This is a genomic window from Streptomyces sp. NPDC005761 (assembly GCF_040630635.1).
GTDB lineage: Bacteria > Actinomycetota > Actinomycetes > Streptomycetales > Streptomycetaceae > Streptomyces.
Genome location: NZ_JBEXXX010000017.1, coordinates 46126 through 71945, shown reverse-complemented (window position 1 = coordinate 71945; position 25820 = coordinate 46126). Strand labels below are relative to the sequence as shown.

Sequence of the window (25820 nt, the reverse complement as noted above, 5' to 3'; positions counted from 1 at the left end):
CCATGTCCACCAAGCACACGCTCTCCGTCCTGGTCGAGAACAAGCCCGGTGTCCTCGCCCGGATCACCGCCCTGTTCTCCCGCCGCGGCTTCAACATCGACTCGCTCGCGGTCGGTACCACCGAACACCCCGACATCTCCCGCATCACCATCGTCGTGAATGTCGAGGACCTGCCCCTGGAGCAGGTGACCAAGCAGCTCAACAAGCTGGTCAACGTCCTGAAGATCGTCGAACTCGAGCCCTCCGCTGCGATCCAGCGTGAGCTCGTCCTGGTGAAGGTCCGCGCCGACAGCGAGACCCGCTCCCAGATCGTCGAGATCGTCCAGCTGTTCCGCGCCAAGACCGTGGACGTCTCCCCGGAGGCCGTCACGATCGAGGCGACCGGTGGCGCCGACAAGCTGGAGGCGATGCTCAAGATGCTGGAGCAGTACGGCATCAAGGAGCTCGTCCAGTCCGGCACCATCGCCATAGGACGTGGCGCACGCTCGATCACCGACCGGTCGCTGCGCGCCCTCGACCGCACGGCATAAATCATTCCGGGCCCCGCCGCGCCGCTCGCATGGCGAGACCCGAAAACGTATCTGACGCACCCCGCCGTACGGTGGGACGCAACACCTGCACACCAAGGAGAAGACCCAGTGGCCGAGATGTTCTACGACGACGATGCCGACCTGTCCATCATCCAGGGCCGCAAGGTCGCGGTTCTCGGCTACGGCAGCCAGGGCCACGCCCACGCGCTGTCGCTGCGCGACTCGGGCGTCGACGTTCGGGTCGGTCTCCACGAGGGCTCCAAGTCCAAGGCCAAGGCCGAGGAGCAGGGCCTGCGCGTGGTGACCCCGTCCGAGGCCGCCGCCGAGGCCGACGTCATCATGATCCTGGTTCCGGACCCGATCCAGGCCCAGGTCTACGAGGAGTCCGTCAAGGACAACCTCAAGGACGGCGACGCGCTGTTCTTCGGCCACGGCCTGAACATCCGCTTCGGCTTCATCAAGCCGCCGGCCGGCGTGGACGTCTGCATGGTCGCCCCCAAGGGCCCGGGACACCTGGTCCGCCGCCAGTACGAGGAGGGCCGCGGCGTTCCGTGCATCGTGGCCGTCGAGCAGGATGCCTCGGGCAAGGGCCTGGAGCTCGCGCTCTCCTACGCCAAGGGCATCGGCGGCACCCGCGCCGGCGTCATCAAGACGACCTTCACCGAGGAGACCGAGACCGACCTGTTCGGTGAGCAGGCCGTCCTCTGCGGTGGCACCGCCGCCCTGGTCAAGGCCGGTTTCGAGACCCTGACCGAGGCCGGCTACCAGCCGGAGATCGCGTACTTCGAGTGCCTCCACGAGCTGAAGCTCATCGTGGACCTCATGTACGAGGGCGGCCTGGAGAAGATGCGCTGGTCGATCTCGGAGACCGCCGAGTGGGGCGACTACGTCACCGGCCCGCGGATCATCACGGCCGACACCAAGGCCGAGATGAAGAAGGTCCTCACCGAGATCCAGGACGGCACCTTCGCCAACGCCTGGATGGCCGAGTACCACAACGGTCTGCCCAAGTACAACGAGTACAAGAAGGCCGACAGCGACCACCTGCTGGAGACCACCGGCCGCGAGCTGCGCAAGCTCATGAGCTGGGTCAACGACGAGGACGCGTAACACCGACGTCCGGGGGGCGGGTCCTGCACCCGCCCCCCGGACGCCATCCCCGCTTCACCGCTGGAAGAGGCGGCGTCGTACGTGTGTACAAGTCGTCCAGCCTCTTGTGGGTGATCCTTCCAACGGGGCGCAGTATGCGTCCTCGCGCATGACTACACTTCTCCACACATACACGCGTCAGGCCCACAGTGTCGTGCGTCTTCCACGCGGCAAGCCCCTCCACCGCCTGCGGCCGTCGGGACGGCCGTCCGCACTGGATCTGTGAGGACTCACGTGAGCTCGAAACCTGTCGTACTCATCGCTGAAGAGCTGTCGCCCGCCACGGTGGACGCCCTGGGACCGGACTTCGAGATCCGGCACTGCAACGGCGCGGACCGCGCCGAGCTCCTCCCCGCGATCGCCGATGTCGACGCCATCCTGGTGCGTTCCGCCACCAAGGTCGACGCCGAGGCCATCGCCGCCGCGAAGAAGCTGCGGGTCGTCGCCCGTGCGGGCGTCGGTCTGGACAACGTCGACGTCTCCTCGGCCACCAAGGCGGGCGTGATGGTCGTGAACGCGCCGACCTCCAACATCGTCACCGCCGCCGAGCTCGCCTGCGGTCTGCTCGTCGCCACGGCGCGCAACATCCCCCAGGCCAACACCGCCCTGAAGAACGGCGAGTGGAAGCGCTCCAAGTACACCGGCGTGGAGCTGAGCGAGAAGACCCTCGGCGTCGTGGGCCTCGGCCGCATCGGCGTCCTGGTCGCCCAGCGCATGTCGGCCTTCGGCATGAAGATCGTCGCGTACGACCCCTACGTCCAGCCGGCGCGCGCCGCGCAGATGGGCGTGAAGCTCCTCTCGCTGGACGAGCTGCTGGAGGTCTCCGACTTCATCACCGTGCACCTCCCCAAGACCCCGGAGACGCTCGGCCTGATCGGCGACGAGGCGCTGCACAAGGTGAAGCCCTCGGTGCGCATCGTCAACGCCGCGCGCGGCGGCATCGTCGACGAGGAGGCGCTCGCCTCCGCCCTCAAGGAGGGCCGCGTCGCCGGCGCCGGCCTCGACGTGTACACCAAGGAGCCCTGCACGGACTCCCCGCTGTTCCAGTTCGACCAGGTCGTCTGCACCCCGCACCTCGGCGCCTCCACGGACGAGGCCCAGGAGAAGGCGGGCATCGCGGTCGCCAAGTCGGTGCGTCTCGCGCTGGCCGGCGAGCTCGTGCCGGACGCGGTCAACGTCCAGGGCGGCGTCATCGCCGAGGACGTCCGCCCCGGGCTGCCGCTCGCCGAGAAGCTCGGCCGGATCTTCACCGCGCTCGCGGGCGAGGTCGCGGCCCGTCTCGACGTCGAGGTGTACGGGGAGATCACCCAGCACGACGTGAAGGTGCTCGAACTCTCCGCGCTCAAGGGCGTCTTCGAGGACGTGGTCGACGAGACCGTGTCGTACGTGAACGCCCCGCTGTTCGCGCAGGAGCGCGGTGTCGAGGTCCGCCTCACCACCAGCTCCGAGTCGCCCGACCACCGCAACGTGGTCACCGTCCGCGGCACGCTGGCCGGCGGCGAGGAGGTCGCGGTCTCGGGCACACTGGCCGGTCCCAAGCACCTCCAGAAGATCGTCGCGATCGGTGAGCACGATGTGGACCTGGCGCTCGCCGACCACATGGTCGTGCTCCGCTACCAGGACCGTCCCGGCGTCGTCGGCGCGGTCGGCAAGATCCTCGGCGAGGCCGGCCTGAACATCGCGGGCATGCAGGTCTCCCGTGCGGACGTGGGCGGCGAGGCACTCGTCGTCCTCACCGTCGACGACGACGTCCCGGCGTCGGTGCTGGCCGAGATCTCCGCCGAGATCGGCGCGGCCTCGGCCCGTTCGGTGAACCTGACCGACTGAGTCGTTACCGCCATCTCCGTACCCGGCATCTAGACGTGTGTCTTACACGCACGTCTGCATGCCGGGTACGCTGGTGTCATGGGACATCGTGAGGATCTGCTCGAAGGCGCCAAGCGCTGCCTGTTGGAGAAGGGGTACGCCCGGACGACGGCACGCGACATCGTGGCCGCCTCCGGGACGAACCTGGCGTCCATCGGCTACCACTACGGCTCCAAGGAGGCCCTGCTCAACCTCGCCTTCATCAAGGTGACGGAGGAGTGGGGCGACCTGCTGACCGATGAACCCGAGAGGGCCGTCGACGGCGAGGACGGCTCCCGGGCCCCGCTGGACCAGTTCCGCGAGACCTGGGAGCGGGTGATCGGCAGCTACGAGCAGACCCGGTCGGTCTGGCAGCTCCAGATGGAGGTCATCTCCAGGATCGACACCGACCCCGAGCTGCAGAAGGCCCTGGCGGGCCCGCAGCGCGAGGGCCGGAACGGTCTCGCGGAGAACATGCTGGGCATCGACCCCGAGACCGACCCCGAGAGGGCGCGGGTGGCCGGACTGTTCTGCCAGGCACTGCTCGCCGGGGTCATGGTCCAGTGGATGATGGACCGCGACTCGGCGCCGTCGGCGCAGGATCTGACGGACGGTCTGAAGGTGGTCCTGGAGGGGCGGAACGCTTCTGGCCAGGGCGCCTGACGAAGGCGGCCGGCCGCCGGGGCGAGCCGGGCCGGGGGTGGAGGTGACAGCCCCGCCGGCCGCGCGTCAGGCCGGGGGCAGCGACCGGCAGAGCGCCTCCAGCGCCGCGGTGAACGCGTGGTCCGGCGGAGAGGCGTACCCCACGACCAGGCCGTCCGCGGCCGGCATCGTCGCAGCCGGATGGCGGAAGGCGTCGAGCCCGTCGAGGCCGAGCCCCTGCCAGACGGCCGCCTTGACCGTGGACTGCTCCGTGCCGGGCGGCAGTCGCAGAACGGCGTGCAGTCCGGCGGCGATGCCGGTGGGCGTGATGTGCGGGGCGTGTGCGCCGAGGGCCGCGACGAGCTGGTCGCGACGCCCGCGGTAGCGCTGGCGCATCCGGCGGACATGGCGGTCGTAGTGGCCCGACTCGATGAGCTCGGCAAGGGCCAGCTGGTCCGGCACACTCGCCCAGGCCTCACGTTCGCCCTTCGCCGCCAGCACCCTGTCCACGAGGTGGTCCGGCAGCACCATCCAGCCCAGCCGGACTGCCGGTGACAGGCTCTTGCTGACCGAACCGGCATAGAGGACGCGCTCCGGGTCCAGCCCCTGCACGGCCCCCACCGGCTCCCGGTCGTACCGGAACTCCCCGTCGTAGTCGTCCTCCAGGACCAGTCCGCCCCGGCCGCGGGCCCAGTCGATGACGGCCGAACGCCGCTGCGGATGCAACGGCCCACCGGTGGGGAACTGGTGGGCCGGGGTGAGCAGGACGCCCCGCACGCCCGGCAGTCCGGTCAGCTCGTCGACGCACGCGCCGTCCTCGTCGAGCGTCAGCGGTACGGTGCGCACCGAGGCGGCGTCCAGGACCGACCGGTGGAAGCCGAGCCCGTACGACTCCACCGCCAGCGGGCCGCGCAGGACCCCGCCACCGAACAGCAGCCGCAGGGCATGGGCGAACCCGGAGCAGACCACGATCCGTTCGGGGGTGGTACGGACCCCTCGCGAGCGCCCCAGATAGTCCGCCAGGGCCCGTCGGAGCTCGATGCGGCCCTGGGGGTCGCCGGGCCCGAAGGCATCGTTCGGCGCGGCGTTCAGGGCGCGCCGGGCGGCTGCGAGCCAGGCGGTGCGGGGGAACGAACCGGGGTCCGGCTTGCCCTGGTGCAGGTCGTGGACGGGCCCGGCCGGGCGGTGCGGCGACCTCCTCGGTACGCGGGCGGGTGCCACGGGTGCGGCGCGGCGGGCGACCCGGGTGCCGGAACCCTGCCGGGCTGTCAGCCAGCCCTCCGCGACCAGTTCGGCATAGGCGTCGGCGACGGTGTTGCGCGCCAGACCGAGGTCGGCGGCGAGCGATCGATAGGGCGGCAGCCGGGTGCCCGGGGCCAGCCTTCCCTCCCGTACGGCGTCGCGCAGTGCGCGGGTGAGGACGGCCCTGCGGCTGCCCGGCCCCGTCAGGTCGACAAGCAGGTCGCTGCCGATCCGCTCCGCCGAATTGACCCATGAATCCGCCATGAAAATGCACCCTACGCGAGGTCTTTGGGGCTCCTAACGTAGAGGACATGACGAACCACGAAGCAGCAGTTCACGCCCCTCGCATCAACTTCGCCAAGGCCGCCCCGAAGGCCTTCAAGGCCCTCATCGGCTTCGACGCCGCCGCCCGGCAGGGCCTGGATCCCGCCCTGGTGGAACTGGTGCAGATCCGCTCCTCGCAGCTCAACGGCTGTGCGTACTGCCTGCACATGCACACCACCGACGCCCGCAAGGCGGGGGAGAGCGAGGAGAGGCTGCACATGGTGGCGGTCTGGCGGGAGGCCGCGCACTTCTTCACCGCCGAGGAACAGGCCGCACTGGCGCTCACGGAGGCCGTCACCCTGGTCTCCCAAGGAGGGGTCCCGGCCGACGTCTACGCCCGGGCCGCGGCCGTGTTCGACGAAGCGCGGCTCGGCGGACTGCTGGCACTGATCTTCGCCATCAACACGTGGAACCGCATCGCCCTGTCCACCGCCAAGGTGCCCGGTACGGACGAGCGGGCGGCGTAGACGACCGGTGGCCTCAGAGCCGGGAGGCCTTGAGCGCCATGTGCAGCAGCAGCCGGTCCTCGCCGTCGTTCAGGTCGAGGCCGGTGAGCTGGTGGACGCGGGAGAGGCGGTAGTAGAGCGTCTGGCGGTGGATGCCCAACTCGGCTGCCGTCCGGGACGCCTGTCCCGCGCAGTCCAGGAACACCTCGGCGGTCCGGGCGAGTTCGCGGTGCGGCGGGGTGAGGAGCGTGCGGACAGCCGGGTCCGGCGCCGTGCCGGGGGTGAGCGCCGCCAGCAGGCGGTACGGGCCGATGCCCGACCACTCGGCGACCGGGCCGAACCGTGTCTCCGCCGTCGCCGCCCGGGCCGCGGCCGATGCCTCGTGCCAGGCGTCGGCCAACTCGGCGAGGCCGCGGCGCGGGACCGCGAGCCCGGCTGTGGCGGCCGCCCCCGCACCGGCGCGCAGCCGGTCGGCGGCGGTGAGCGCCGGGTCCAGGACGTCGCGCGACCGCAGGCGGACCAGCGCGGCCAGCGCCGGGGCCCCCGAACCTCCCGGGAAGGGGGCGCCGGTCAGCGCCGCCGCCGAGGGCACCGTGCGCACCGACGGCGGGTCGTCCGGCCACGGGGTCACGCACACCACGGTGTGCAACCCCTCCGCGTCCGGCCCGAGCGCCTCCGTCAGCGCGGCCACCGCCATGTCGCGCTGCCAGCCGCGCCCCGCCGTGAGGACGGCGCCGAACTCCCGGGACAGATCGGTGCCGGCCCGCGCCTCGTCGGAGAGCAGCGCCCCGATCCGGGCCGCCACGTCCATCGCCGCGTCGAGCTGCTGGTCGGTCGGCCCGGGGTCGGCGTCCAGCAGCCATACGTAACCGAGCACTACACCCCGATGGCGTACGGGAAGACAGATCCGGTCCCGGTAGACACCGGCCTCCGGGGCTGCCGGGATGCGGACGGGACCGGTGGCGCGGGTGATGCCGAAGTTCTCGAACCAGGCGCGGACCGCCGGGGTCGAGCGGCGGGTCAGGATCGAACGGGTGCGGACCGGGTCCATCGCCGAGTCGTCGTCGCTGTCATGGGCCCCGAAGGCGACCAGGCCGAAGTCCCGGTTCTCCAGCGTCGCGGGGACGCCGAGCAGCGCGGAGATCTCGTCGACCAGCTCCTGGTAATCGCCCTTCACCCGGCCATTCTCGCACCCCTTCAGACATATGTCTGAGATCCAGGGCACGGATGCGTGACAGCTGTCGATGGCACAGGATCGGAGGGATCCTTAGATTTCACGGTGGTTACCCGTGCTGTACCGCTTCTGTCCCCTGTCGGGCACCTGTGGCGGTTCGGCCTTCGTTCGTACTTTCCGTGGAGGTGCCCCGTGCTGGGTCCCGTGATTCTCGCCGCGTCACGCAGCGACAAGATGCGCCGTTTCATCTCGGCAGCCCCGGGCACGAAGCAGGTCGTCGACCGGTTCATCGCCGGTGAGACGGTCGAGCAGGTCGTCCCGATCATCGAGGACGCCACCGGCAAGGGCCTCGAAGTCACCCTCGACGTGGTCGGCGAGGACATCACCACCCCGGAGCAGGCCGCCGCCGCGCGCGACGCCTACCTGGAGCTCATCGGCCGCCTCAAGGAGCTCGGCCTGGGCACGAAGGCGGAGATGTCCGTCAAGCTCTCCATGTTCGGCCAGTCGCTGGAGAACGGCCACGAGCTGGCCCTCGCCAACGTCCGCCCGGTCGTCGAGGCCGCCGCCGCGATCGGCACCACGGTCACCCTGGACGCCGAGGACCACACCACCCTCGACTCGATGTTCGCCATTCACGAGGAGCTGCGGAAGGACCACCCGCAGACCGGATGCGTCATCCAGGCCTACCTCTTCCGCACCGAGGACGACGCCCGCCGGCTGGCCGACGCCGGCAGCCGCGTGCGCATCGTGAAGGGCGCCTACAAGGAGCCCGCCTCCGTCGCGTACGAGGACAAGGCCGAGATCGACAAGGCCTACGTCCGCATCCTGAGGACTCTGATGGAGGGCGAGGGCTACCCGATGATCGGGTCCCACGACCCGCGCCTCATCGCGATCGCCCAGGAGCTGGCCCGCAAGGCCGGCCGCAAGCTCGACGAGTACGAGTTCCAGATGCTGTACGGCATCCGCAGCGACGAGCACATCCGGCTCGCGGCCGAGGGACACCGCATGCGTGTCTACACCGCGTACGGCACCGACTGGTACGGCTACTTCATGCGCCGCCTCGCGGAGAAGCCGGCCAACCTGCTGTTCTTCGGCCGCTCCATCCTCACCAAGGGCTGAGCCCCCTCCACCCCTCTACTGAAGGAGCAACGGACACCATGGACGCTGTCACCCAGGTCCCCGCGCCGGTCAACGAGCCGGTCCACTCCTACGCCCCGGGCTCCCCGGAGCGCGCCCGCCTGGAGGCGAAGCTCAAGGAGCTCGGCCAGAACCCGATCGACCTGCCGATGACCATCGGCGGGGAGAAGCGGATGGGTGGCGGCGAGCGCTTCGACGTCGTCCAGCCGCACAACCACAAGGCCGTCATCGGCACGTTCGCCGGCGCGACCGAGCAGGACGCCCAGGACGCGATCGACGCCGCCCTCGCCGCCGCCCCCGCCTGGCGGGCGATGGCCTTCGACGACCGCGCCGCCATCATCCTGCGCGCCGCCGAACTGCTCTCCGGCCCCTGGCGCGAGACGCTGGCCGCCTCCACGATGCTGGGCCAGGGCAAGACCGCTCAGCAGGCCGAGATCGACACCCCCTGCGAGCTCGTCGACTTCTGGCGCTTCAACGTGCACTACGCGCGCCAGATCCTGGCCGAGCAGCCCCCGGCCAACTCCCCGGGTGTGTGGAACCGCATGGACCACCGCCCGCTGGAGGGCTTCGTCTACGCGATCACGCCGTTCAACTTCACGGCCATCGCGGGCAACCTGCCCACCGCCCCCGCCCTCATGGGCAACGTCGTCGTGTGGAAGCCGTCCCCGACGCAGACCCACGCCGCCGTGCTGCTGATGCAGCTCCTGGAGGAGGCCGGTCTGCCCAAGGGCGTCATCAACCTGGTGACGGGCGACGGCATCGCCGTCTCCGAGGTGGCCCTGAACCACCGCGACCTGGCCGGCATCCACTTCACCGGCTCGACCCCCACCTTCCAGCACCTGTGGAAGACGGTCGGCAACAACATCGCCAACTACCGCACCTACCCGCGGCTCGTGGGCGAGACCGGTGGCAAGGACTTCGTCGTCGCCCACCCGTCGGCCGACCACGCCATTCTGAAGACCGCGCTGACCCGTGGCTCCTTCGAGTTCCAGGGCCAGAAGTGCTCGGCGTCCTCGCGCGCCTACGTCCCGGCCTCCATCTGGAACTCCGGTTTCAAGGAGAAGTTCGCGGCCGAGGTCGACTCCATCACCATGGGCGACGTCACCGACCTGTCGCACTTCATGGGTGCCGTCATCGACGACCGTGCCTTCGCGAAGAACAAGGCCGCCATCGACCGCGCCGCGGCCGACCCGGCGTGCACGATCATCGCCGGCGGCACGTACGACGACTCGGTGGGCTACTTCGTCCGCCCGACCGTCATCGAGTGCGACGACCCCGAGAACGAGGTCTTCACGACCGAGTACTTCGGCCCGATCCTCGCGGTCCACGTCTACGAGGACGAGAACTACGACGCGATGCTGGAGCAGATGGAGTCGGTCTCCGACTACGCCCTGACCGGCTCCGTGATCGCGGGCGACCGTGCCGCGGCCGCCCACACGATGGAGAAGCTGCGGTACGCCGCGGGCAACTTCTACATCAACGACAAGTCGACCGGCGCCGTCGTCGGCCAGCAGCCCTTCGGCGGCGGCCGTGCGTCGGGTACGAACGACAAGGCGGGCGCCCCGCAGAACCTCCAGCGCTGGACCCTGACCCGGGCCATCAAGGAGACGCTGGTCCCGCCGACCGACTACACCTACCCGCACCAGGGCTGACCGCCCCGGGGCGTCGCCCCGCCCCGAACTCCGCCCCCCGACCGGTTCCCCTGCCGGCCGGGGGGCGGTTTCCATGGGGCTGTGCCGGCTCAGCCCCAGCCGTGCACGATCAACGAGAGTCCCGCCGCGAACCCGCCGCCCAGCAGCACCAGGTAGCGGCCGTACTGGCGGCGGTGGCGGCGCATCAGCAGGCCGAAACCGGCGAAGGCGAGGCCCACCGTCAGGGTGCGTGAGCCGCGGGCCGCCGCCGACGCGCCGAGCCAGTCCGACGCGGGGACCCCGGCGCGGCCCGCCTCGGCCCCGTACACCTTGAAAGGGATGCCGTTCCACGGCTGGTGGCGCACCGCGGGCGCACCCTCCAGGACCAGTTCGTGCCGGACCTCCGCCCGCATCCGGTCCGTCGTCAGCGGCGTCGGCAGATGTGCGCCGGCCGAGGCCAGGTGCAGCGCCAGCAGACCGCCCGCCAGGCTGCCGGCCAGCGCGCCCAGCGACATCTTCAGGGCCGCGCGCGGCACCGCCACGCACACCGCGCCCAGCAGCAGCTCCGGCATCAGCGGCCAGCTCAGGGCCTCCGCGAACGCCCAGCAGAACGCCAGCGGCACACCCCAGCGCGAGGTGACGACCGCCGCCACCCGGCGCCGGGTCGCCGAGTCCCGCAACGGCTCGGCGACCGTGCGCGCATGCAGCGCCACCACCGCGTCGCGAGCCTCGTCCGGGGACACGGCGGACGGCAGCGGCTCGCCGATCGTCACCCGGACCAGCGCCGACCTCAGCCGCCCGTGCTTGGGCAGCAGCCGGTCCGTACCGGCGATCCCCACCGGAACCACCGGCACCCCCGCCTCCTCGGCCAGAACCAGCGCGCCCCGGTGGAAGGAGCCCAGCGCGCCGTCCTGCGCACGGGTGCCCTCGGGGAACAGCACGACCGCCCGGCCCGCCCGCAGCTCACCGGCCATCGTGAGCAGGTCCTCCATCCCGCCGCCGCCCCGACGCACCGGGAAGCCGGACGCCAGTCTGCGGCAGACGCGCCGCCGCCACGGGGAGGCGAACCAGTAGTCGGCCGCCGCCCCGATCGCCGGGCTGTGCCGCGCGTCGAGCGCCGCGAGGAGCGCCGCGGTGTCCGCGTGCGAGGAGTGGTTGGCGACCACCACACAGCCGCCGCGCGGCAGCCGGCCACGCCGTTCGACCCCGCCGGTGAGGCTGAGCACGCCCCACCACAGTCCCCGCCGGAGCGCGGCGCCGACACGGGAGCGGCGCGGGAGCACGGCTCGGGCCGGAATGTTCAGGAGCGTACTCATCACGTCATCACCGTCGCCAGGAGAAGGGCCACCAGCAGGGAGTCGATCCGGTCGAGCAGGCCGCCGAAGCCGGGCAGCCAGCTGCCCGCGTCCTTGACCCCCGACTCGCGCTTGACCATGGACTCGATCAGGTCGCCGAGGACACAGCCACCGATCACCGCCGCCCACAGCGGGAGGCTGAACTCCCCGAGCACGAGCAGGAGTCCGGCCGTCGCGACGGCGGCGCCCAGCACGCCCGCCCAGGTCTTGTTGGGGGAGAGAGGCGACAGCGGCCGGGCGAGCGGGCCGCGCCGGCCCAGCGCCGTACCGCCGCACCAGGCACCGACATCGCCCAGCGCCACCGCGAGGCCCACCGCCACAGCCGTCTCGCCGAGCGTCACCAGACCGGTCAGCGCGACGGGGATCCACAGCAGCCCGAACGCCGTGCGGGCGGTCCGGGTGAAGCCCGAGCGGTCGTCCCCTGCCAGCACGGACGGCAGCGCGGCAGCGACCGGCAGCAGCGCCGCCGTCCGCAGGTCCAGGAGGTCCGGAGCCAGCCAGGCCAACGCCGGGAGGACGACCGCGGCCGCTGCCAGAACCACATGCTCGCCGCGCTTCAACCCCGCCATCCGGACGAACTCGCTCGCCGCGATCACCCCGAGCCCCGCGGCCAGCGCGTACGTACCGCCGCCGCCCAGGAAGTACGCCCCCAGGAAGACGGGCGCGACCAGTGCCCAGGTCCGCCACCGCCTGCGCAGTTCGGCCCGCATCCGCACCTTCGAAGGAAGTACCGCGACGGCGACCCCGCCCGCCCCCAGCACACCCGCGACCAGCGGCACCGCCCGTGCGGCCGCCTCCTCGGCGATCAGTACGGCGCTCATGCCAGCTCCCTCCACAGCCCGGCCAGCCGGAGCACCGCCGTGAGCAGCGAGCCGACGGCGATCACGATCAGTACCGGTACGGTCCAGCCGGTCGCCGCGGCGACCACGACCAGCAGGCAGCGCTCGGTCTTGCCGACCGGCCCGCCGTTGCGCCGCGGTGCGCCGGCCGCCGCGCCGGCCAGCGACACCCAGGACGGCAGCGTCGCCGCGAGCGCGGCGACCGCCACCAGCCACAAGGGGGCGAGCGCCAGGAAGCCCGCCAGCACGACCAGGTCGGCGACCCGGTCACCGAGCTCGTTGAGCACCGTGCCGCGCCTGGTCGTGCGGCCCGTGTCGCGGGCCAGCGCACCGTCCAGGTTGGCGAAGGCGAGCCGGGCCGCGAGCAGCACGGCGACCGGGAGCGCGGCGATTCCGGCGGGTAGCCAGGCGAGCGCGGCTGCGCCGCCGGCCGCGGCGACGACGCCGGCGGCGGTGAGGGTGTCGGGCGACACCTCACGGCGGACCAGCGAGGCGCGGAGACCGGAGAGCCGGTCCGCGTACCAGGGCTTGAGAGCGTAGAGGCCGTTCATGGGACCAACTCTTGTCCGCCGCGCCCTCTTTCGACACGGCACGGGTACTCAGCTGGCGGCTGAGTACCTGGTGGGGGAGGTGCCTGGGAGGCTGGGGAGCATGACCGATCCGACCCTGCACCTCGCGCACACCTGCCGGCTGGCCCCGCCCGCCCTCGACGAGATCCGCGCCTTCCTGGACGACGCGTTCGCAGGCGACTTCAGCGACGACGACTGGGACCACACACTCGGCGGCATCCACGCCTGCGTACGCGACGCGAGCGGGCTGCTCGCGCACGGCAGCGTCGTGCAGCGGCGGGTGGTCCACGCGGGCCGCTCCCGCCGGGTCGGCTACGTGGAGGGCGTCGCCGTCCGCGCCGGCCGACGGCGGGAGGGGCTCGGCGGGCAGGTCATGGCCGCGCTGGAGGAGGTCGTCGACGGGGCGTACGCCTTCGGGGCGCTGTCCGCGTCGGTCGCCGGGGCCGCGCTGTACGCCGGGCGTGGCTGGACGGTGTGGCCGGGACGGATCGCTGTGCAGGGCCCGCACGGGGTGGAGCGGCTGCCGGAGGAGGAGGGCAGTACGTACGTGCGGGGGGTCAAGGGTGCCGCGGTTCCCGCGGAGGCGGGGCCCGGTGCGGGGGTGCTGGTCTTCGACTGGCGGGACGGGGACGTGCTGTGAGGTTCCGCTTCCTCGCCGACGGGCGCGGAACACCGGTGCGGATCGGCATGCGCACGTCGTCGACGGCGATGCCGTCCGGGGCGGCCTCGCCAGGAGTCACCGACGGGGCCGTCGCGGTGGTCGAAGGCGATCATGCCCGGACTGTCCCTGGAAGGAGCACCGGACACGGTCGCGATCACCGCTCTCGGGCCGGCGCGGCCTACGCGGTCGGTGGGCTACGTCACCACCCTGAGCTGGGACGATCGCTCGCCGTCCGGGCGCTCATCAGGGAGCTGAGAGTGAGCGGGGGGTGAGCCCGCGTAAACCTCCGTCTCAGATAGTAGGAAGTCCGAGTAATTGTGGAGACAGACCGGCGTGGCTGCCTTAGCTTTGTAGAAGCCGAACGTCTCGCTAGATCAAGCGACTGGCGGTCGTGAGCGCGCGCCCCGAAGCAGGCAACCCCTGCGGCGCCTGCTCCCCGCCCCTTCCGGCACCTCGAAATCCCTGATCTCGACATCACGTTCACGATTTTTCGATCTCGAAATCCTCGCGATCTCAAGGAGTCGATCCACCATGGCCGAGACCACTGTCCGCCGCCGCGTCCGTCACACCCACCGCCCGACCGAGTCGGAGCGGCAGAATGCCGCCGCCGCCCTGCAGCGTGCGCTGGACCGCAGGGACAACGGCGGCTCCACCGGTCACTGAACCGGGGCCGCGCTTCAGCCGCCTGCGCTCAGCCGCGGCTGATCTCGAAGTGGTCGATGCGCTCGCCGGACTCGGCGAGCGCGGTGACCTTCATGCGTGCGTGCCGACCGGGCTCCACCTCCACCGCGAGGAACGAGAATCCGGTGTAACGCACCCGCGACCACTCCACGGTCTCGACGGCCCTGCCGCCGCCCTTGACCACCTGGTACGTGTCCACGCTCTCCCGGTCCGCGACGTGCCCCTCGTAGCTGTCGGGTGCCGGGAAGTCGTACAGCGCCTTGCCCGCGCCGCCCGCCGTGACGTACACGATGCCGTCCCGCGTCGGATCGGTGCGCTCGCCGATCCGCACCTTGCGCCGGACCGCGTTCTTCAGGATCGCGTCGGTGCGCTCGTAGACGTGGTTGTGCCCGTTGATGACCAGGTCCACCTGGTGCTTCTCGAAGAGCGGCACCCAGGCCTCGCGCACCCCGCCGTCCGAGGCGTGGGCGTTCGTCGTCGAGAAGGCGCAGTGGTGGAAGAAGACCACCAGGAAGTCGATGTCGTGGCGTGCCCGCAGCTCGCCCAGGCGCCGGTCGAGCCAGCGGGTCTGCTTGCCGCCGCTGATGCCGAAGTTGGCGGGGATCTCGTACGAGACGTCGTTGGCGTCGAGCGCGATGACGCCGACGTTGCCGTGCACGAAGGAGTACGCCCCGGGCTGGTTCACCGGGTCCGGGCCGTTGTCCGGCAGGGTCCAGCGGGCGTTCTGGCCGCCGTAGCCGTCCGGCGAGTACCAGGCCTCCATGTCGTGGTTGCCGGTCGTCACCATCCACGGCACGGTCTTGGAGACCGTCTCGGTCTGCGCCAGGAACTGGTCCCAGGTGCGCGCGTCGTACGTGTCGCTCGGCCGGCCGGAGCCCGACGGGTCGGCGTAGCAGATGTCGCCGGCGTGCAGGTGGAAGGCGGGGTTCTGGCCCAGGATCAGCTGGTCGTTGCCGAGGGCGTGGTAGCTGACGCCCTGGTCGCCGAAGGCGGTGAAGGTGAACTTCGCGGCGCGCGCGGGCGCCGTGGTGAAGGTGCCGAGCGTGCCGAGGTTGCGGGTGTCGGCCGGGTCGAAGCCGTCGTGGCCGACACCGTAGTAGTACGTCGTGCCGGGCTTCAGCCGCTCCAGGGCCGCGTGCACGTAGAACTGCTCGGCCGCCGCGATCTTTCCGCCGTTCAGCAGCGGCGTGGTGAGGTGGCGCACCTCGGCGTCGATCTTCCGGCTCAGCGCCCACGGCTCGAGGCCGATCCGGATGTACGGGCGGCGCACCGCGAACGGGACCTGCCAGGAGACCGTCATCTGCGTCTTCGGGTCGGCGCCGTAGGCCAGGTGCCGACCGAACGGTGCGACCAGTGAACCGTCCACCCGGGTGGAGCTGTGCGAGGTGGTCACCGAGGGTGCGGCGTACGCGGGGGAGGAGGTGAGCGAGGTGCCGAGGCCCGCGCCGGCCACGGCCGCGGTCGCCACGCCCGTACGCAGCGCACCGCGTCGCGTCAGCCGGGTGCGGAGGTAGTCGTGCTGCTCGGCCATGCTCATGCGGTCGGCGAGCTTCTCGGGGATACCGAAACGAGGGATGTCCATGGGCGACAACCTCCACCCGTTCCCTGACGGCACTCCGTCGGGTAGATGAACGGTACACGTACAGCTGTCCATATGTCCGTATGGTGGACACGACATGTCATGGGGTGGGACGCGCAGTATCGTGCCGGACATGGCACCCAGCATCAATCTCGCAGTGATCCCCGGTGACGGCATCGGCCAGGAGGTCGTGGCCCAGGGACTCAAGGTCCTCAACGCTGTCCTCCCGCAGGACGTGAAGCTGGAGACCAAGCAGTACGACCTCGGCGCCCAGCGCTGGCACCGCACCGGTGAGACCCTCCCGGACGCGGAGCTGGAGGCCCTCAAGGGCCACGACGCCATCCTGCTCGGCGCGATCGGTGACCCGTCCGTGCCCTCCGGCGTTCTGGAGCGCGGGCTGCTGCTCAAGCTGCGGTTCGCCTTCGACCACTACATCAACCTGCGGCCGTCGAAGCTGTTCCCGAACACCGCGACCCCGCTGGCCGGCCGGCCGGACATCGACTTCGTCGTCGTCCGCGAGGGCACCGAGGGCCCGTACACCGGCAACGGCGGTTCGCTGCGCACCGGCACGGAGCACGAGGTCGCCACCGAGGTCAGCCTCAACACCGCCTTCGGTGTCGAGCGCGTCGTCCGTGACGCCTTCGAGCGGGCCGCCGCCCGCCCGCGCAAGAAGCTGACGCTGGTCCACAAGAACAACGTCCTCGTCTACGCGGGCCACCTGTGGAAGAACACCTTCGACAAGGTCGCGGCCGAGTACCCCCAGGTCACCACCGACTACCTGCACGTCGACGCCGCGACGATCTTCTTCGTCACCCAGCCCGAGCGCTTCGACGTCATCGTCACCGACAACCTCTTCGGCGACATCCTCACCGACCTCGCCGCGGCCGTCTCCGGCGGCATCGGCCTGGCCGCCTCCGGCAACATCAACCCGACGGGTGCCTTCCCGTCGATGTTCGAGCCGGTCCACGGCTCCGCCCCCGACATCGCGGGCCAGGGCAAGGCCGACCCGACCGCCACGATCCTCTCCGTCGCCCTCCTGCTGCGCCACCTCGGCTACGAGGCCCAGGCCGTGCGCATCGAGGACGCCGTCTCCGCCGACCTCGCGGAGCGCGACGGCAGTGCCCGTACGACCGACGAGATCGGCGACGCGCTCGCGGTACGCGTAGCGGGCTGATCCGACGACTTGCTCAGAAGCCGCCGGGTCGCACACGCACCCGGCGGCTTCTCCTGTGCGGCCCCGGGTGTCACCATCGAACCCTGGACCGCATTCACGTCATTTCGTGCACGGCCTCCCACGAGAGATAATCGAACGGGACCGTGGCTTGCCGCGAAGCTCGGACGTCCTGGCACCTGTCCGGCAGGAGCCGGCGTGGGCGTGGTCCTACACATACAAAACCGGTGAAGGACACGCACTCATGACGACGCCCACGATCGAGCTCAAGCCCTCCTCGAACCCGCTGTCCGACGCGGAGCGCGAGGCGATCCTGGTCAAGCCCGGATTCGGCCGCCACTTCACCGACCACATGGTGACGATCAAGTGGACCGAAGGCCGCGGCTGGCACGACGCCCAGCTCGTCCCGTACGCGCCGCTGTCGATCGACCCCGCCAACATGACCCTGCACTACGGCCAGGAGATCTTCGAGGGCCTCAAGGCCTACCGCCAGCCCGACGGCACGGTCGCCACCTTCCGCCCCGAGGCCAACGCCGAGCGCTTCCAGCGCTCCGCGAACCGGCTGGCCATGCCGGAGCTGCCCGTCGAGACGTTCGTCGCGGCCTGCGACGCGCTCGTCCAGCAGGACGCGGCCTGGGTGCCGGCCCACGGCGGCGAGGAGTCGCTGTACCTGCGACCCTTCATGATCGCGACCGAGGTCGGGCTCGGTGTCCGCCCCGCCAACGAGTACCTCTTCCTCGTCATCGCCTCGCCGGCCGGCGCGTACTTCCCCGGCGGTGTGAAGCCCGTCTCCATCTGGCTCTCCGAGGACCGTGTCCGCGCCGTCCCCGGCGGCATGGGCGACGCCAAGACCGGCGGGAACTACGCCGCCTCCCTCCTGGCCCAGGCCGAGGCCGCGGCCAAGGGCTGCGACCAGGTCGCCTACCTCGACGCCGTCGAGCACAAGTGGGTCGAGGAGCTCGGCGGGATGAACCTGTACTTCGTGTACGGGAACAAGATCGTCACCCCGGCCCTGACCGGCTCCCTGCTCGCGGGCATCACGCGCGACTCGCTGCTCAGGCTCGCCGCGGACCTCGGCTACGAGCCCGAGGAGAGCCGCGTCTCCATCGACCAGTGGCGCGACGACACCGCCGACGGCACCCTCACCGAGGTCTTCGCCTGCGGTACCGCCGCCGTCATCACCCCCGTCGGCACCGTGAAGAGCGCGGGCGGCGAGTGGACCCAGGGCGACGGCACGCCGGGCCCGGTCACCCTCCGGCTGCGCGAGCGCCTGCTGGACATCCAGCGCGGCGTCGCCGAGGACACGCACGGCTGGATGCACCCGCTCGGCTAAGGGCTGTCCCGCATCGCCTGTGGACGAAAGGCCGCACCCTCCGGTGCGGCCTTTCGTGCTGCCTGCACTTAGAGCGTCGCTCAAATGGGAGGGGGTTGAGGGTTCCTACTTCCCCGCCCAATGATTAGAGTGCTGCTCTAACACTGCTGAGTGCTGCTCTCGCACTGCTCGACCAGGAGGTGCCACGACGTGCGACTGACCCCGACCGAGCGCGACCGGCTGCTGCTCTTCGGCGCCGCCGAGCTGGCCCGGGCCCGCCGGGCCCGCGGCCTGAAGCTGAACGTGCCCGAGGCCACCGCCCTGATCGCGGACACCGTCTGCGAGGCCGCCCGCGACGGACTCCGGCTCAGCGAGGCGATCGAGGCCGCACACGGGGTGCTGAGCCCGGACGACGTGCTGCCCGGGGTCGCCGATGTCGTCACCGAGGTCCATGTGGAGGCCGTCTTCGACGACGGATCGCGGCTCGCCGTGGTCACCCGGCCGCTGGGCGCTGGTCTCGGCGACGCGGCACCCGGCGCGGTCGTGCCCGGCCCCGCCGCCCCGGAGCCCGAGCCCGCCGTGCGCCTGGGCGTCCACAACACCGCGACCGTCCCCGTCTCCGTGACCTCGCACTTCCACTTCTTCGAGGCCAACCCCCGGCTCGACTTCGACCGGGCGACGGCCTACGGGATGCGGCTGTCCGTGCCTGCGGGATCGTCGGTCCGCTTCGGGCCCGGCGAACGGGTCGAGGTGGGTCTTGTGCCCATCGGCGGCGACCGCGTCGCCATCGGGTTCGCCGGACTGGTCGACGGCCCCCTCGACGCGCCCGGCGCGCGCGAGGAGGCGCTGCGGCGGGCTGCCGCCTGCGGATACCTGGGAGCCGCACGATGAGCATCGACCCCCACGAGTACGCCTCCGTGCACGGCCCGCGCGCCGGCGACCGCGTCAGGCTCGGCGACTCCGGGCTCATCGTCAGGGTCGAGTCCGATGCCCAGAAGGCCGGCGAGGAGTTCCTCGCCGGATTCGGCAAGACCGCCCGTGACGGCCTGCACCTGAAGGCCGCCGCCGTCCGGGAGACCTGCGACGTGGTGATCAGCAACGTGTTGGTCATCGACGCCGTGCAGGGAATTCGGAAGGTGTCGGTCGGTATCCGCGAGGGCCGGATCTCCGCGATCGGCCGGGCCGGGAACCCGGACACCCTCGACGGGGTGGACGTCGTCGTCGGCACGGGAACCTCCATCGTGTCCGGAGAGGGCCTGATCGCGACCGCGGGGGCCGTCGACACCCACGTCCACCTGCTCTCACCGCGGATCATGGAGGCCTCCCTCGCCTCGGGGGTCACCACGGTCATCGGCCAGGAGTTCGGACCGGTCTGGGGTGTCGGCGTCAACTCGCCGTGGGCCCTGCGCCACGCGTTCAACGCGTTCGACGCCTGGCCGGTCAACATCGGCTTCCTGGGCCGCGGTTCCTCCTCGCACGAGGCGCCACTCGTCGAGGCGCTCGCCGAGGGCGGGGCCTGCGGCTTCAAGGTCCACGAGGACATGGGCGCCCACACCCGCGCCCTGGACACGGCTTTGCGTGTCGCCGAGGAGTACGACGTGCAGGTGGCCCTGCACAGCGACGGGCTGAACGAGTGCCTGTCGGTCGAGGACACCCTGCGCGTCCTGGAGGGGCGCACCATCCACGCCTTCCACATCGAGGGCTGCGGCGGCGGGCACGTCCCCAACGTCCTCAAGATGGCCGGTGTGCCGAACGTCATCGGCTCCTCCACCAACCCGACCCTCCCCTTCGGCCGGGACGCGGTCGCCGAGCACTACGGGATGATCGTCTCCGTCCACGACCTGAAGACGGACCTGCCCGGGGACGCCGCCATGGCACGCGACCGGATCCGCGCCGGCACGATGGGCGCCGAGGACGTGCTGCACGACCTGGGCGCCATCGGGATCACCTCCTCCGACGCCCAGGGCATGGGGCGGGCCGGTGAGACCGTCCGCCGCACCTTCGCCATGGCCGGGAAGATGAAGGCCGAACTCGGCCCGATGGAGGGCGACGGGCCCGCCGACGACAACGCCAGGGTGCTGCGCTACATCGCCAAGCTCACCATCAACCCGGCCATCGCCCACGGCCTCGCGCACGAGATCGGCTCCATCGAGACGGGGAAGCTCGCCGACATCGTGCTGTGGCGGCCCGAGTTCTTCGGCGCGAAGCCCCAACTGGTGCTGAAGTCGGGCTTTCCCGCCTACGGCGTCACCGGTGACCCGAACGCCGCCACCGACACGTGCGAACCCCTGGTCCTCGGCCCGCAGTTCGGCGCGTACGGTGCCACCGCCGCCGATCTCTCGGTCGCCTTCGTCTCGCAGGCCGCCACCCAGCTGGGGGCGGACGCCATGCCGACCCGCCGACGACGCGTCGGCGTCCGGGGCACACGCGGCATCGGCCCCGCGGACCTCCGCCTCAACTCCCGTACCGGCGCGGTCGACGTGGACGCGCGCAGCGGCCTCGTCACCCTGGACGGCGACCCGCTCAGCTCGGAGCCCGCCGACTCGGTCTCCCTCAACCGGCTCTACTTCCTGTAAGGACCTCCGCTCCCGTGACCTTCCGTATGCCGCCCGAATGGGCCCCGCACGAACGCACCTGGATGGCCTGGCCCGGCCCCAACCCCACCTTCGGCACCGCGGACGAACTCGACGAGGCCCGCCGCGCCTGGGCCGCCGTCGCCCATGCGGTCCGCCGTTTCGAACCCGTCACGATGCTCGTCGGCCCCGGCCAGGAGGACAGTGCCCGCGCCCTGCTCGGTGCGGACGTCGAGCTCGCCGTGCGCCCGCTCGACGACGCGTGGATGCGTGACATCGGCCCCACCTTCGTGACCGACGGAAGCGAACTGGCCGCAGTCGACTGGACGTTCAACGGCTGGGGCGCCCAGGGCTGGGCCCGCTGGGAACGCGACCGGCACATCGCCCGCTCCGTGGCCGAACTCGCCGAAGTCCCCGTGCACAGCTCGCCCCTGGTCAACGAGGGCGGCGCGATCCACGTGGACGGCGAGGGCACCGTCCTGCTCACGGAGACCGTTCAGCTCGGCAAGGAACGCAACCCCGGCTGGACCCGCGCGGACGTCGAGGCCGAGGTCCACGCCCGTCTGGGCACCCGGAAGGCGATCTGGCTGCCCCGCGGCCTGTCCGGCGACTACGGGACGTACGGCACGCTCGGCCATGTCGACATCGTCGCCGCCTTCGCCGGCCCCGGCACCGTCGTCGCCCACGTCCAGCCGGACCCGGCCCACCCCGACCACGAGATCACCCGGGAGACCGTCCGCGTCCTGCGAGCCGCCACCGACGCGAAGGGGCGGCAGCTGGAGGTTGTGGAAGTCCTGGCGCCCACCGTGCTGCGGGCAGGCGGGGAGTGGGTCGACTACTCCTACATCAACCACTACCTCTGCAACGGCGGCGTCGTCCTGTGCGCCTTCGGCGACCCGCGCGACGAGCTCGCCGCCGGGATCTTCCGCCGCCTCTTCCCCACCCGTACGGTGACACTCGTCGATGCCCGCGCGATCTTCGCCGGGGGCGGCGGCATCCACTGCATCACCCAGCAGCAGCCGAAGGTCTGAATCGTGCCCCCCGCCCCGCGCAGCCGTAACGCCGCCCCGCCCCGCGAGGACCTGCTCGCGGCCGTCATGGCCACCGTCGCCGAGCGCGGCCTCGACGGGCTCACCATGGCCGCCCTCGGCCGGGAGGTCGGCATGAGCAGCGGCCACCTCCTCTACTACTTCCGCACCAAGGACGAACTGCTGCTCCAGACCTTGGAGTGGAGCGAGAACCGGCTCGGGGCCGAGCGGCGCCGTCTGCTGTCCGGGCCGGGGACCGTCCGGGAACGGCTCGACGCATATGTCGCCCTCTACCTCCCCGACGGCCACCGCGACCCGCACTGGACGCTCTGGCTGGAGGTCTGGAACCGCTCGCGCGACGCCGACGACGACGCACGCGCCCGACAGGCCGCGATCGAGGGGGCCTGGCACCGCGACCTGGTGGCACTGCTCGCCGAGGGCGGTTCGCGCGGAGAGTTCCGCCGGGTCGACGCCGACCGCGCCGCCACCCGGCTGAGGGCCCTGCTGGACGGCTTCAGCGTCCATGTGGCGGTCGGCCTTCCCGGCACATCCCGGAACCAGGTCCTGGAACGAGTGACGGAGTTCATCGACGAAACGCTGACCGGCCCCCACTGACGTCACCCGGTCGTGAACGCAACGCACGTAAGTACGCGCGATCGTTGCGCCCTGCACCCTTGTTGGGGTCCCGGCTGTTCCGGCACGGTGGCCAACCATGGGACGAGAGCAATGGAAGAAAATCTGGGTCGGCTCGGCCGGCAACATGGTCGAGTGGTTCGACTGGTTCGTGTACGCGACCTTCGCGGTGTACTTCGCGGACTCGTTCTTCCCCGAAGGCAACGAGACCGCCAACCTCATGAACACCATGGGCATCTTCGCCGTCGGCTTCTTCATGCGGCCGGTCGGCGGCTGGCTCCTCGGCCGGATCGGTGACCGCAGAGGCCGCAAGGCCGCGCTCACCCTCACCGTCACGCTCATGTCGGCCTCCGCGGTCCTGATCGCGATCGCGCCGACCTACGACGTCGCCGGGTACGGGGGCGTCGCCGTGCTGATGGTGGCCCGGCTGCTCCAGGGGCTGTCCGTCGGCGGTGAGTACGCGGCCAGCGCCACCTATCTCACCGAGGCCTCCGCACCCGAGAAGCGCGGCTTCGCCTCCAGCTTCCAGTACGTGTCCATGACCGCCGGCCAGCTCGTCGGCCTCGGCCTCCAGATCCTCCTGCAGCGCAACATGTCCGAGGCGGCGCTGCACAGCTGGGGCTGGCGCATCCCGTTCGTCGTCGGCGCACTCGGGGCGGGCATCGTCTTCTACCTGCGCCGCTCCATGCTGGAGACCGAGGTGTACGCCGACTCCGGAGCCGCCGAGCAGCAGGACCGCGGCACGCTGAAGGTGCTGTGGCAGCACCGGCGCGAGGCGTTCCTCGTGATGGCGCTCACCATGGGCGGGACCGTCGCCTACTACACGTACACGACCTACCTCACGAAGTTCCTCTCCAAGAGCGCCGGCATGGAGAAGTCCACCGCCTCCCTCGTCAGCTTCTGCGCACTGTTCGTCTTCATGTGCATCCAGCCGCTGGCCGGGATGCTGTCCGACCGGATCGGGCGACGCCCGCTGCTGATCACCTTCGCGGTCGGTTCGACCTTCCTGACCGTGCCGATCATGACGATGCTCAAGCACGCGGACACCTTCTGGCCCGCCCTGGGCCTCGCGCTCCTCGCGCTGCTCGTGATCACCGGCTACACCTCCATCAACGCCTGCGTGAAGGCCGAGCTCTTCCCGACCGGCATCCGCGCCCTGGGCGTCGGCCTCTCGTACGCCGTCGCCAACGCGCTGTTCGGCGGCACCGCCGAGTACGTGGCGCTGTGGTTCAAGAACGCCGGCGCCGAGTCGGGCTTCTACTGGTACGTGGCCGGGTGCGCCGCGGTCTCGCTCGTCGTCTACCTGACCATGCGCGAGACCCGGGACATCGATCTGAACCGGGTCGCCGCCGTGCGGGCCGGGGAGGAGGCGTCGCCGGCCGGGGCGACGAGCGTCACGCCCGCATCCTGAGACGGGCCGGGCACGGAGGCGGTCCTGTGTCAGACTGCTTCCGTGTCCTCGTTCGTCATGATTATCGGCAACAGGCGCGCCGGTCCGCAGTGATCGTCCCGTACCACCATGTACGGCACGGCCACCGTGCCCCAGACCCGCGCGCAGACCTCTCGCACCCGCGAGGGGTTTTTTGTTTTCCGGCCCTCACCACCGGCCGGGACGAGGCACGCGGGATGATGGGGGCAAGTGGAGTCAGATCGTCCGGATCCACTCATCCGACAGGAGTCAGACCAGCATGACCACCAAGGCCAAGCCCACCGACGACAGTTTCCATGTCTTCGACACCACGCTGCGCGACGGTGCCCAGCGTGAAGGCATCAACCTGACGGTCGCGGACAAGCTGACCATCGCCCGGCACCTGGACGATTTCGGCGTCGGCTTCATCGAGGGCGGCTGGCCGGGCGCCAACCCCCGCGACACCGAGTTCTTCGCCCGCGCGCGCCAGGAGATCGACTTCAAGAACGCCGAGCTGGTCGCCTTCGGTGCGACCCGCAGGGCCGGCGGCAAGGCGGCGGAGGACCCGCAGGTCAAGGCGCTGCTGGAGTCGGGTGCCCCGGTGATCACGCTGGTCGCCAAGTCGCACGACCGCCATGTGGAACTCGCCCTGCGCACCACGCTGGAGGAGAACCTGGAGATGGTGCGCGACACCGTCTCCCACCTGGTCGCCCAGGGACGCAGGGTCTTCGTCGACTGCGAGCACTTCTTCGACGGGTACCGCGCCAACGCCGCGTACGCCAAGGCCGTCGTCCGGGCCGCCTCCGAGGCCGGCGCCGACGTCGTCATCCTCTGCGACACCAACGGCGGGATGCTCCCGGCCCAGGTCCAGGCCGTCGTCGCCACCGTCCTGGCCGACACCGGTGCCCGACTCGGCATCCACGCCCAGGACGACACCGGCTGCGCCGTCGCCAACACCCTGGCCGCCGTCGACGCGGGCGCCACGCACGTCCAGTGCACCGCCAACGGCTACGGCGAGAGGGTCGGCAACGCCAACCTCTTCCCCGTCGTCGCCGCGCTGGAGCTCAAGTACGGCAAGACCGTCCTGCCCGAGGGCGCGCTGGCCGACATGACCCGTGTCTCGCACGCCATCGCCGAGGTCGTCAACCTCACGCCCTCCACCCACCAGCCCTACGTCGGCGTCTCGGCCTTCGCGCACAAGGCCGGGCTGCACGCCTCCGCGATCAAGGTCGACCCGGACCTGTACCAGCACATCGATCCCGCGCTGGTCGGCAACACCATGAGGATGCTCGTCTCCGACATGGCGGGCCGCGCTTCCATCGAGCTCAAGAGCGTGGAGCTCGGCATCGACCTCGGCGGCGACCGCGAGCTCATCGGCCGCGTCGTCGAGCGGGTCAAGGAGCGCGAGCTGCGGGGCTACACCTACGAGGCGGCCGATGCCTCCTTCGAGCTGCTGCTGCGCGCCGAGGCCGAGGGCCGGGTACGCCGCTACTTCCGGGTGGAGTCCTGGCGGGCCATCGTCGAGGACCGCCCCGACGGGACGCACGCCAACGAGGCGACCGTGAAGCTGTGGTCCAAGGGCGAGCGGATCGTCGCCACGGCCGAGGGCAACGGCCCGGTCAACGCGCTGGACCGGGCGCTGCGCGTCGCCCTGGAGCGGATCTACCCGCAGCTCGCCAAGCTGGAGCTGATGGACTACAAGGTCCGCATCCTGGAGGGCCGCACCGGCACCGACTCCACCACCCGCGTCCTGATCACCACGGGCGACGGCACCGGCGACTGGGCGACCGTGGGGGTGGCCGAGAACGTCATCGCCGCGTCCTGGCAGGCGCTGGAGGACGCGTACACCTTCGGGCTGCTGCGGGCCGGGATCGAGCCGACGGAGTAGTAG

At 71.1% G+C, this 25820-nt stretch carries 23 protein-coding genes and 1 pseudogene; 18 read left to right on the top strand and 6 right to left on the bottom strand.

Going from position 1 to position 25820, the window contains the following annotated elements; genetic code table 11:
• Window positions 1–2: 2 nt before the first annotated feature.
• The 4 genes from ilvN to ABZ434_RS17990 all read left to right on the top strand — a co-directional run bounded on the left by ilvN (window position 3) and on the right by ABZ434_RS17990 (window position 4187).
• The gene (gene ilvN, locus ABZ434_RS18005) at window positions 3–530 is read left to right on the top strand and encodes an acetolactate synthase small subunit (protein WP_136329340.1); all 528 of its coding nucleotides are present in this window, start codon (window positions 3–5) and stop codon (window positions 528–530) included.
• Window positions 531–638: 108 nt separating this feature from the next.
• The gene (ilvC, locus tag ABZ434_RS18000) at window positions 639–1640 is read left to right on the top strand and encodes a ketol-acid reductoisomerase (RefSeq protein ID WP_359137153.1); all 1002 of its coding nucleotides are present in this window, start codon (window positions 639–641) and stop codon (window positions 1638–1640) included.
• A 273-nt stretch (window positions 1641–1913) separates the two neighbouring features.
• Window positions 1914–3506 (top strand): phosphoglycerate dehydrogenase, encoded by a 1593-nt coding sequence (gene serA / locus ABZ434_RS17995; RefSeq protein ID WP_359137150.1) that lies wholly within the window; start codon window positions 1914–1916, stop codon window positions 3504–3506.
• 78 nt (window positions 3507–3584) lie between these two features.
• On the top strand, window positions 3585–4187 hold the full coding sequence (locus ABZ434_RS17990; protein ID WP_359137147.1) for a TetR/AcrR family transcriptional regulator: 603 nt from the start codon (window positions 3585–3587) through the stop codon (window positions 4185–4187).
• Between the two features lie 66 nt (window positions 4188–4253).
• Here the strand turns inward: ABZ434_RS17990 and ABZ434_RS17985 are convergent, their stop codons facing one another.
• Window positions 4254–5672 (bottom strand): PLP-dependent aminotransferase family protein, encoded by a 1419-nt coding sequence (locus ABZ434_RS17985; protein WP_359137144.1) that lies wholly within the window; start codon window positions 5670–5672, stop codon window positions 4254–4256.
• A gap of 47 nt (window positions 5673–5719) precedes the next feature.
• Here ABZ434_RS17985 and ABZ434_RS17980 point away from each other — a divergent pair, with 47 nt between their 5' ends.
• The gene (locus ABZ434_RS17980; RefSeq protein ID WP_359137142.1) at window positions 5720–6199 is read left to right on the top strand and encodes a carboxymuconolactone decarboxylase family protein; all 480 of its coding nucleotides are present in this window, start codon (window positions 5720–5722) and stop codon (window positions 6197–6199) included.
• A 13-nt stretch (window positions 6200–6212) separates the two neighbouring features.
• Here the strand turns inward: ABZ434_RS17980 and ABZ434_RS17975 are convergent, their stop codons facing one another.
• Window positions 6213–7355 carry a helix-turn-helix domain-containing protein gene (locus ABZ434_RS17975; RefSeq protein WP_359137139.1) on the bottom strand — a complete coding sequence of 381 codons (1143 nt, stop codon included), beginning with the start codon at window positions 7353–7355 and terminating at the stop codon, window positions 6213–6215.
• Between the two features lie 189 nt (window positions 7356–7544).
• Between ABZ434_RS17975 and ABZ434_RS17970 the strand changes: the two genes are divergently transcribed.
• Together ABZ434_RS17970 and pruA are read left to right on the top strand one after the other, a co-directional pair.
• Window positions 7545–8471: a proline dehydrogenase family protein gene (locus ABZ434_RS17970; RefSeq protein ID WP_359137137.1), complete on the top strand. Its 927-nt coding sequence runs from the start codon at window positions 7545–7547 to the stop codon at window positions 8469–8471.
• Between the two features lie 38 nt (window positions 8472–8509).
• On the top strand, window positions 8510–10141 hold the full coding sequence (gene pruA / locus ABZ434_RS17965) for an L-glutamate gamma-semialdehyde dehydrogenase (RefSeq protein WP_359137134.1): 1632 nt from the start codon (window positions 8510–8512) through the stop codon (window positions 10139–10141).
• Between the two features lie 89 nt (window positions 10142–10230).
• Here pruA and ABZ434_RS17960 read toward each other — a convergent pair whose 3' ends face one another.
• From ABZ434_RS17960 to ABZ434_RS17950, 3 genes are read right to left on the bottom strand one after another with little or no spacing between them, the layout of a single operon-like run.
• On the bottom strand, window positions 10231–11436 hold the full coding sequence (locus tag ABZ434_RS17960) for a lysophospholipid acyltransferase family protein (RefSeq protein WP_359137131.1): 1206 nt from the start codon (window positions 11434–11436) through the stop codon (window positions 10231–10233).
• On the bottom strand, window positions 11436–12296 hold the full coding sequence (locus ABZ434_RS17955) for a phosphatidate cytidylyltransferase (RefSeq protein ID WP_359137128.1): 861 nt from the start codon (window positions 12294–12296) through the stop codon (window positions 11436–11438). Before ABZ434_RS17955 ends, ABZ434_RS17960 begins: the two co-directional genes overlap by 1 nt.
• Entirely contained in the window at window positions 12293–12865 is a 573-nt protein-coding gene (locus ABZ434_RS17950) for a CDP-alcohol phosphatidyltransferase family protein (protein WP_359137125.1), read from the bottom strand. The genes ABZ434_RS17955 and ABZ434_RS17950 overlap by 4 nt, the downstream gene beginning before the upstream one ends.
• 100 nt (window positions 12866–12965) lie before the next feature.
• Here ABZ434_RS17950 and ABZ434_RS17945 point away from each other — a divergent pair, with 100 nt between their 5' ends.
• From ABZ434_RS17945 to ABZ434_RS17935, 3 genes and pseudogenes are all read left to right on the top strand, one after another.
• A complete protein-coding gene (locus tag ABZ434_RS17945; protein WP_359137122.1) occupies window positions 12966–13523 on the top strand; it encodes a GNAT family N-acetyltransferase in 558 nt (185 codons plus the stop codon).
• Between the two features lie 126 nt (window positions 13524–13649).
• A pseudogene (locus ABZ434_RS17940) lies at window positions 13650–13816 on the top strand (LysR family transcriptional regulator); the annotation flags it as partial.
• Between the two features lie 259 nt (window positions 13817–14075).
• Window positions 14076–14207, top strand: coding sequence for a hypothetical protein (locus tag ABZ434_RS17935; protein WP_261991728.1), 132 nt, complete (start codon window positions 14076–14078; stop codon window positions 14205–14207).
• A gap of 28 nt (window positions 14208–14235) precedes the next feature.
• Here the strand turns inward: ABZ434_RS17935 and ABZ434_RS17930 are convergent, their stop codons facing one another.
• Window positions 14236–15807, bottom strand: a complete 1572-nt coding sequence (locus ABZ434_RS17930) for a metallophosphoesterase family protein (RefSeq protein ID WP_359137119.1) — start codon at window positions 15805–15807, stop codon at window positions 14236–14238.
• A 130-nt stretch (window positions 15808–15937) separates the two neighbouring features.
• Between ABZ434_RS17930 and ABZ434_RS17925 the strand changes: the two genes are divergently transcribed.
• The 8 genes from ABZ434_RS17925 (at window position 15938) to cimA (ending at window position 25817) form a co-directional block, all read left to right on the top strand.
• Window positions 15938–16978, top strand: coding sequence for a 3-isopropylmalate dehydrogenase (locus ABZ434_RS17925; protein WP_359137116.1), 1041 nt, complete (start codon window positions 15938–15940; stop codon window positions 16976–16978).
• 241 nt (window positions 16979–17219) lie between these two features.
• Entirely contained in the window at window positions 17220–18308 is a 1089-nt protein-coding gene (locus ABZ434_RS17920; protein ID WP_359137113.1) for a branched-chain amino acid aminotransferase, read from the top strand.
• 189 nt (window positions 18309–18497) lie between these two features.
• A complete protein-coding gene (gene ureA, locus ABZ434_RS17915; RefSeq protein ID WP_359137110.1) occupies window positions 18498–19178 on the top strand; it encodes an urease subunit gamma in 681 nt (226 codons plus the stop codon).
• On the top strand, window positions 19175–20863 hold the full coding sequence (locus ABZ434_RS17910) for an urease subunit alpha (protein WP_359137107.1): 1689 nt from the start codon (window positions 19175–19177) through the stop codon (window positions 20861–20863). The genes ureA and ABZ434_RS17910 overlap by 4 nt, the downstream gene beginning before the upstream one ends.
• Window positions 20864–20889: 26 nt before the next feature.
• Window positions 20890–21891: an agmatine deiminase family protein gene (locus ABZ434_RS17905; protein WP_359137307.1), complete on the top strand. Its 1002-nt coding sequence runs from the start codon at window positions 20890–20892 to the stop codon at window positions 21889–21891.
• A gap of 3 nt (window positions 21892–21894) precedes the next feature.
• Window positions 21895–22503, top strand: coding sequence for a TetR/AcrR family transcriptional regulator (locus ABZ434_RS17900; protein WP_359137104.1), 609 nt, complete (start codon window positions 21895–21897; stop codon window positions 22501–22503).
• Between the two features lie 97 nt (window positions 22504–22600).
• The gene (locus tag ABZ434_RS17895) at window positions 22601–23932 is read left to right on the top strand and encodes an MFS transporter (protein ID WP_359137101.1); all 1332 of its coding nucleotides are present in this window, start codon (window positions 22601–22603) and stop codon (window positions 23930–23932) included.
• Window positions 23933–24209: 277 nt separating this feature from the next.
• Window positions 24210–25817 carry a citramalate synthase gene (gene cimA, locus ABZ434_RS17890; RefSeq protein WP_359137098.1) on the top strand — a complete coding sequence of 536 codons (1608 nt, stop codon included), beginning with the start codon at window positions 24210–24212 and terminating at the stop codon, window positions 25815–25817.
• Window positions 25818–25820: the final 3 nt, after the last annotated feature.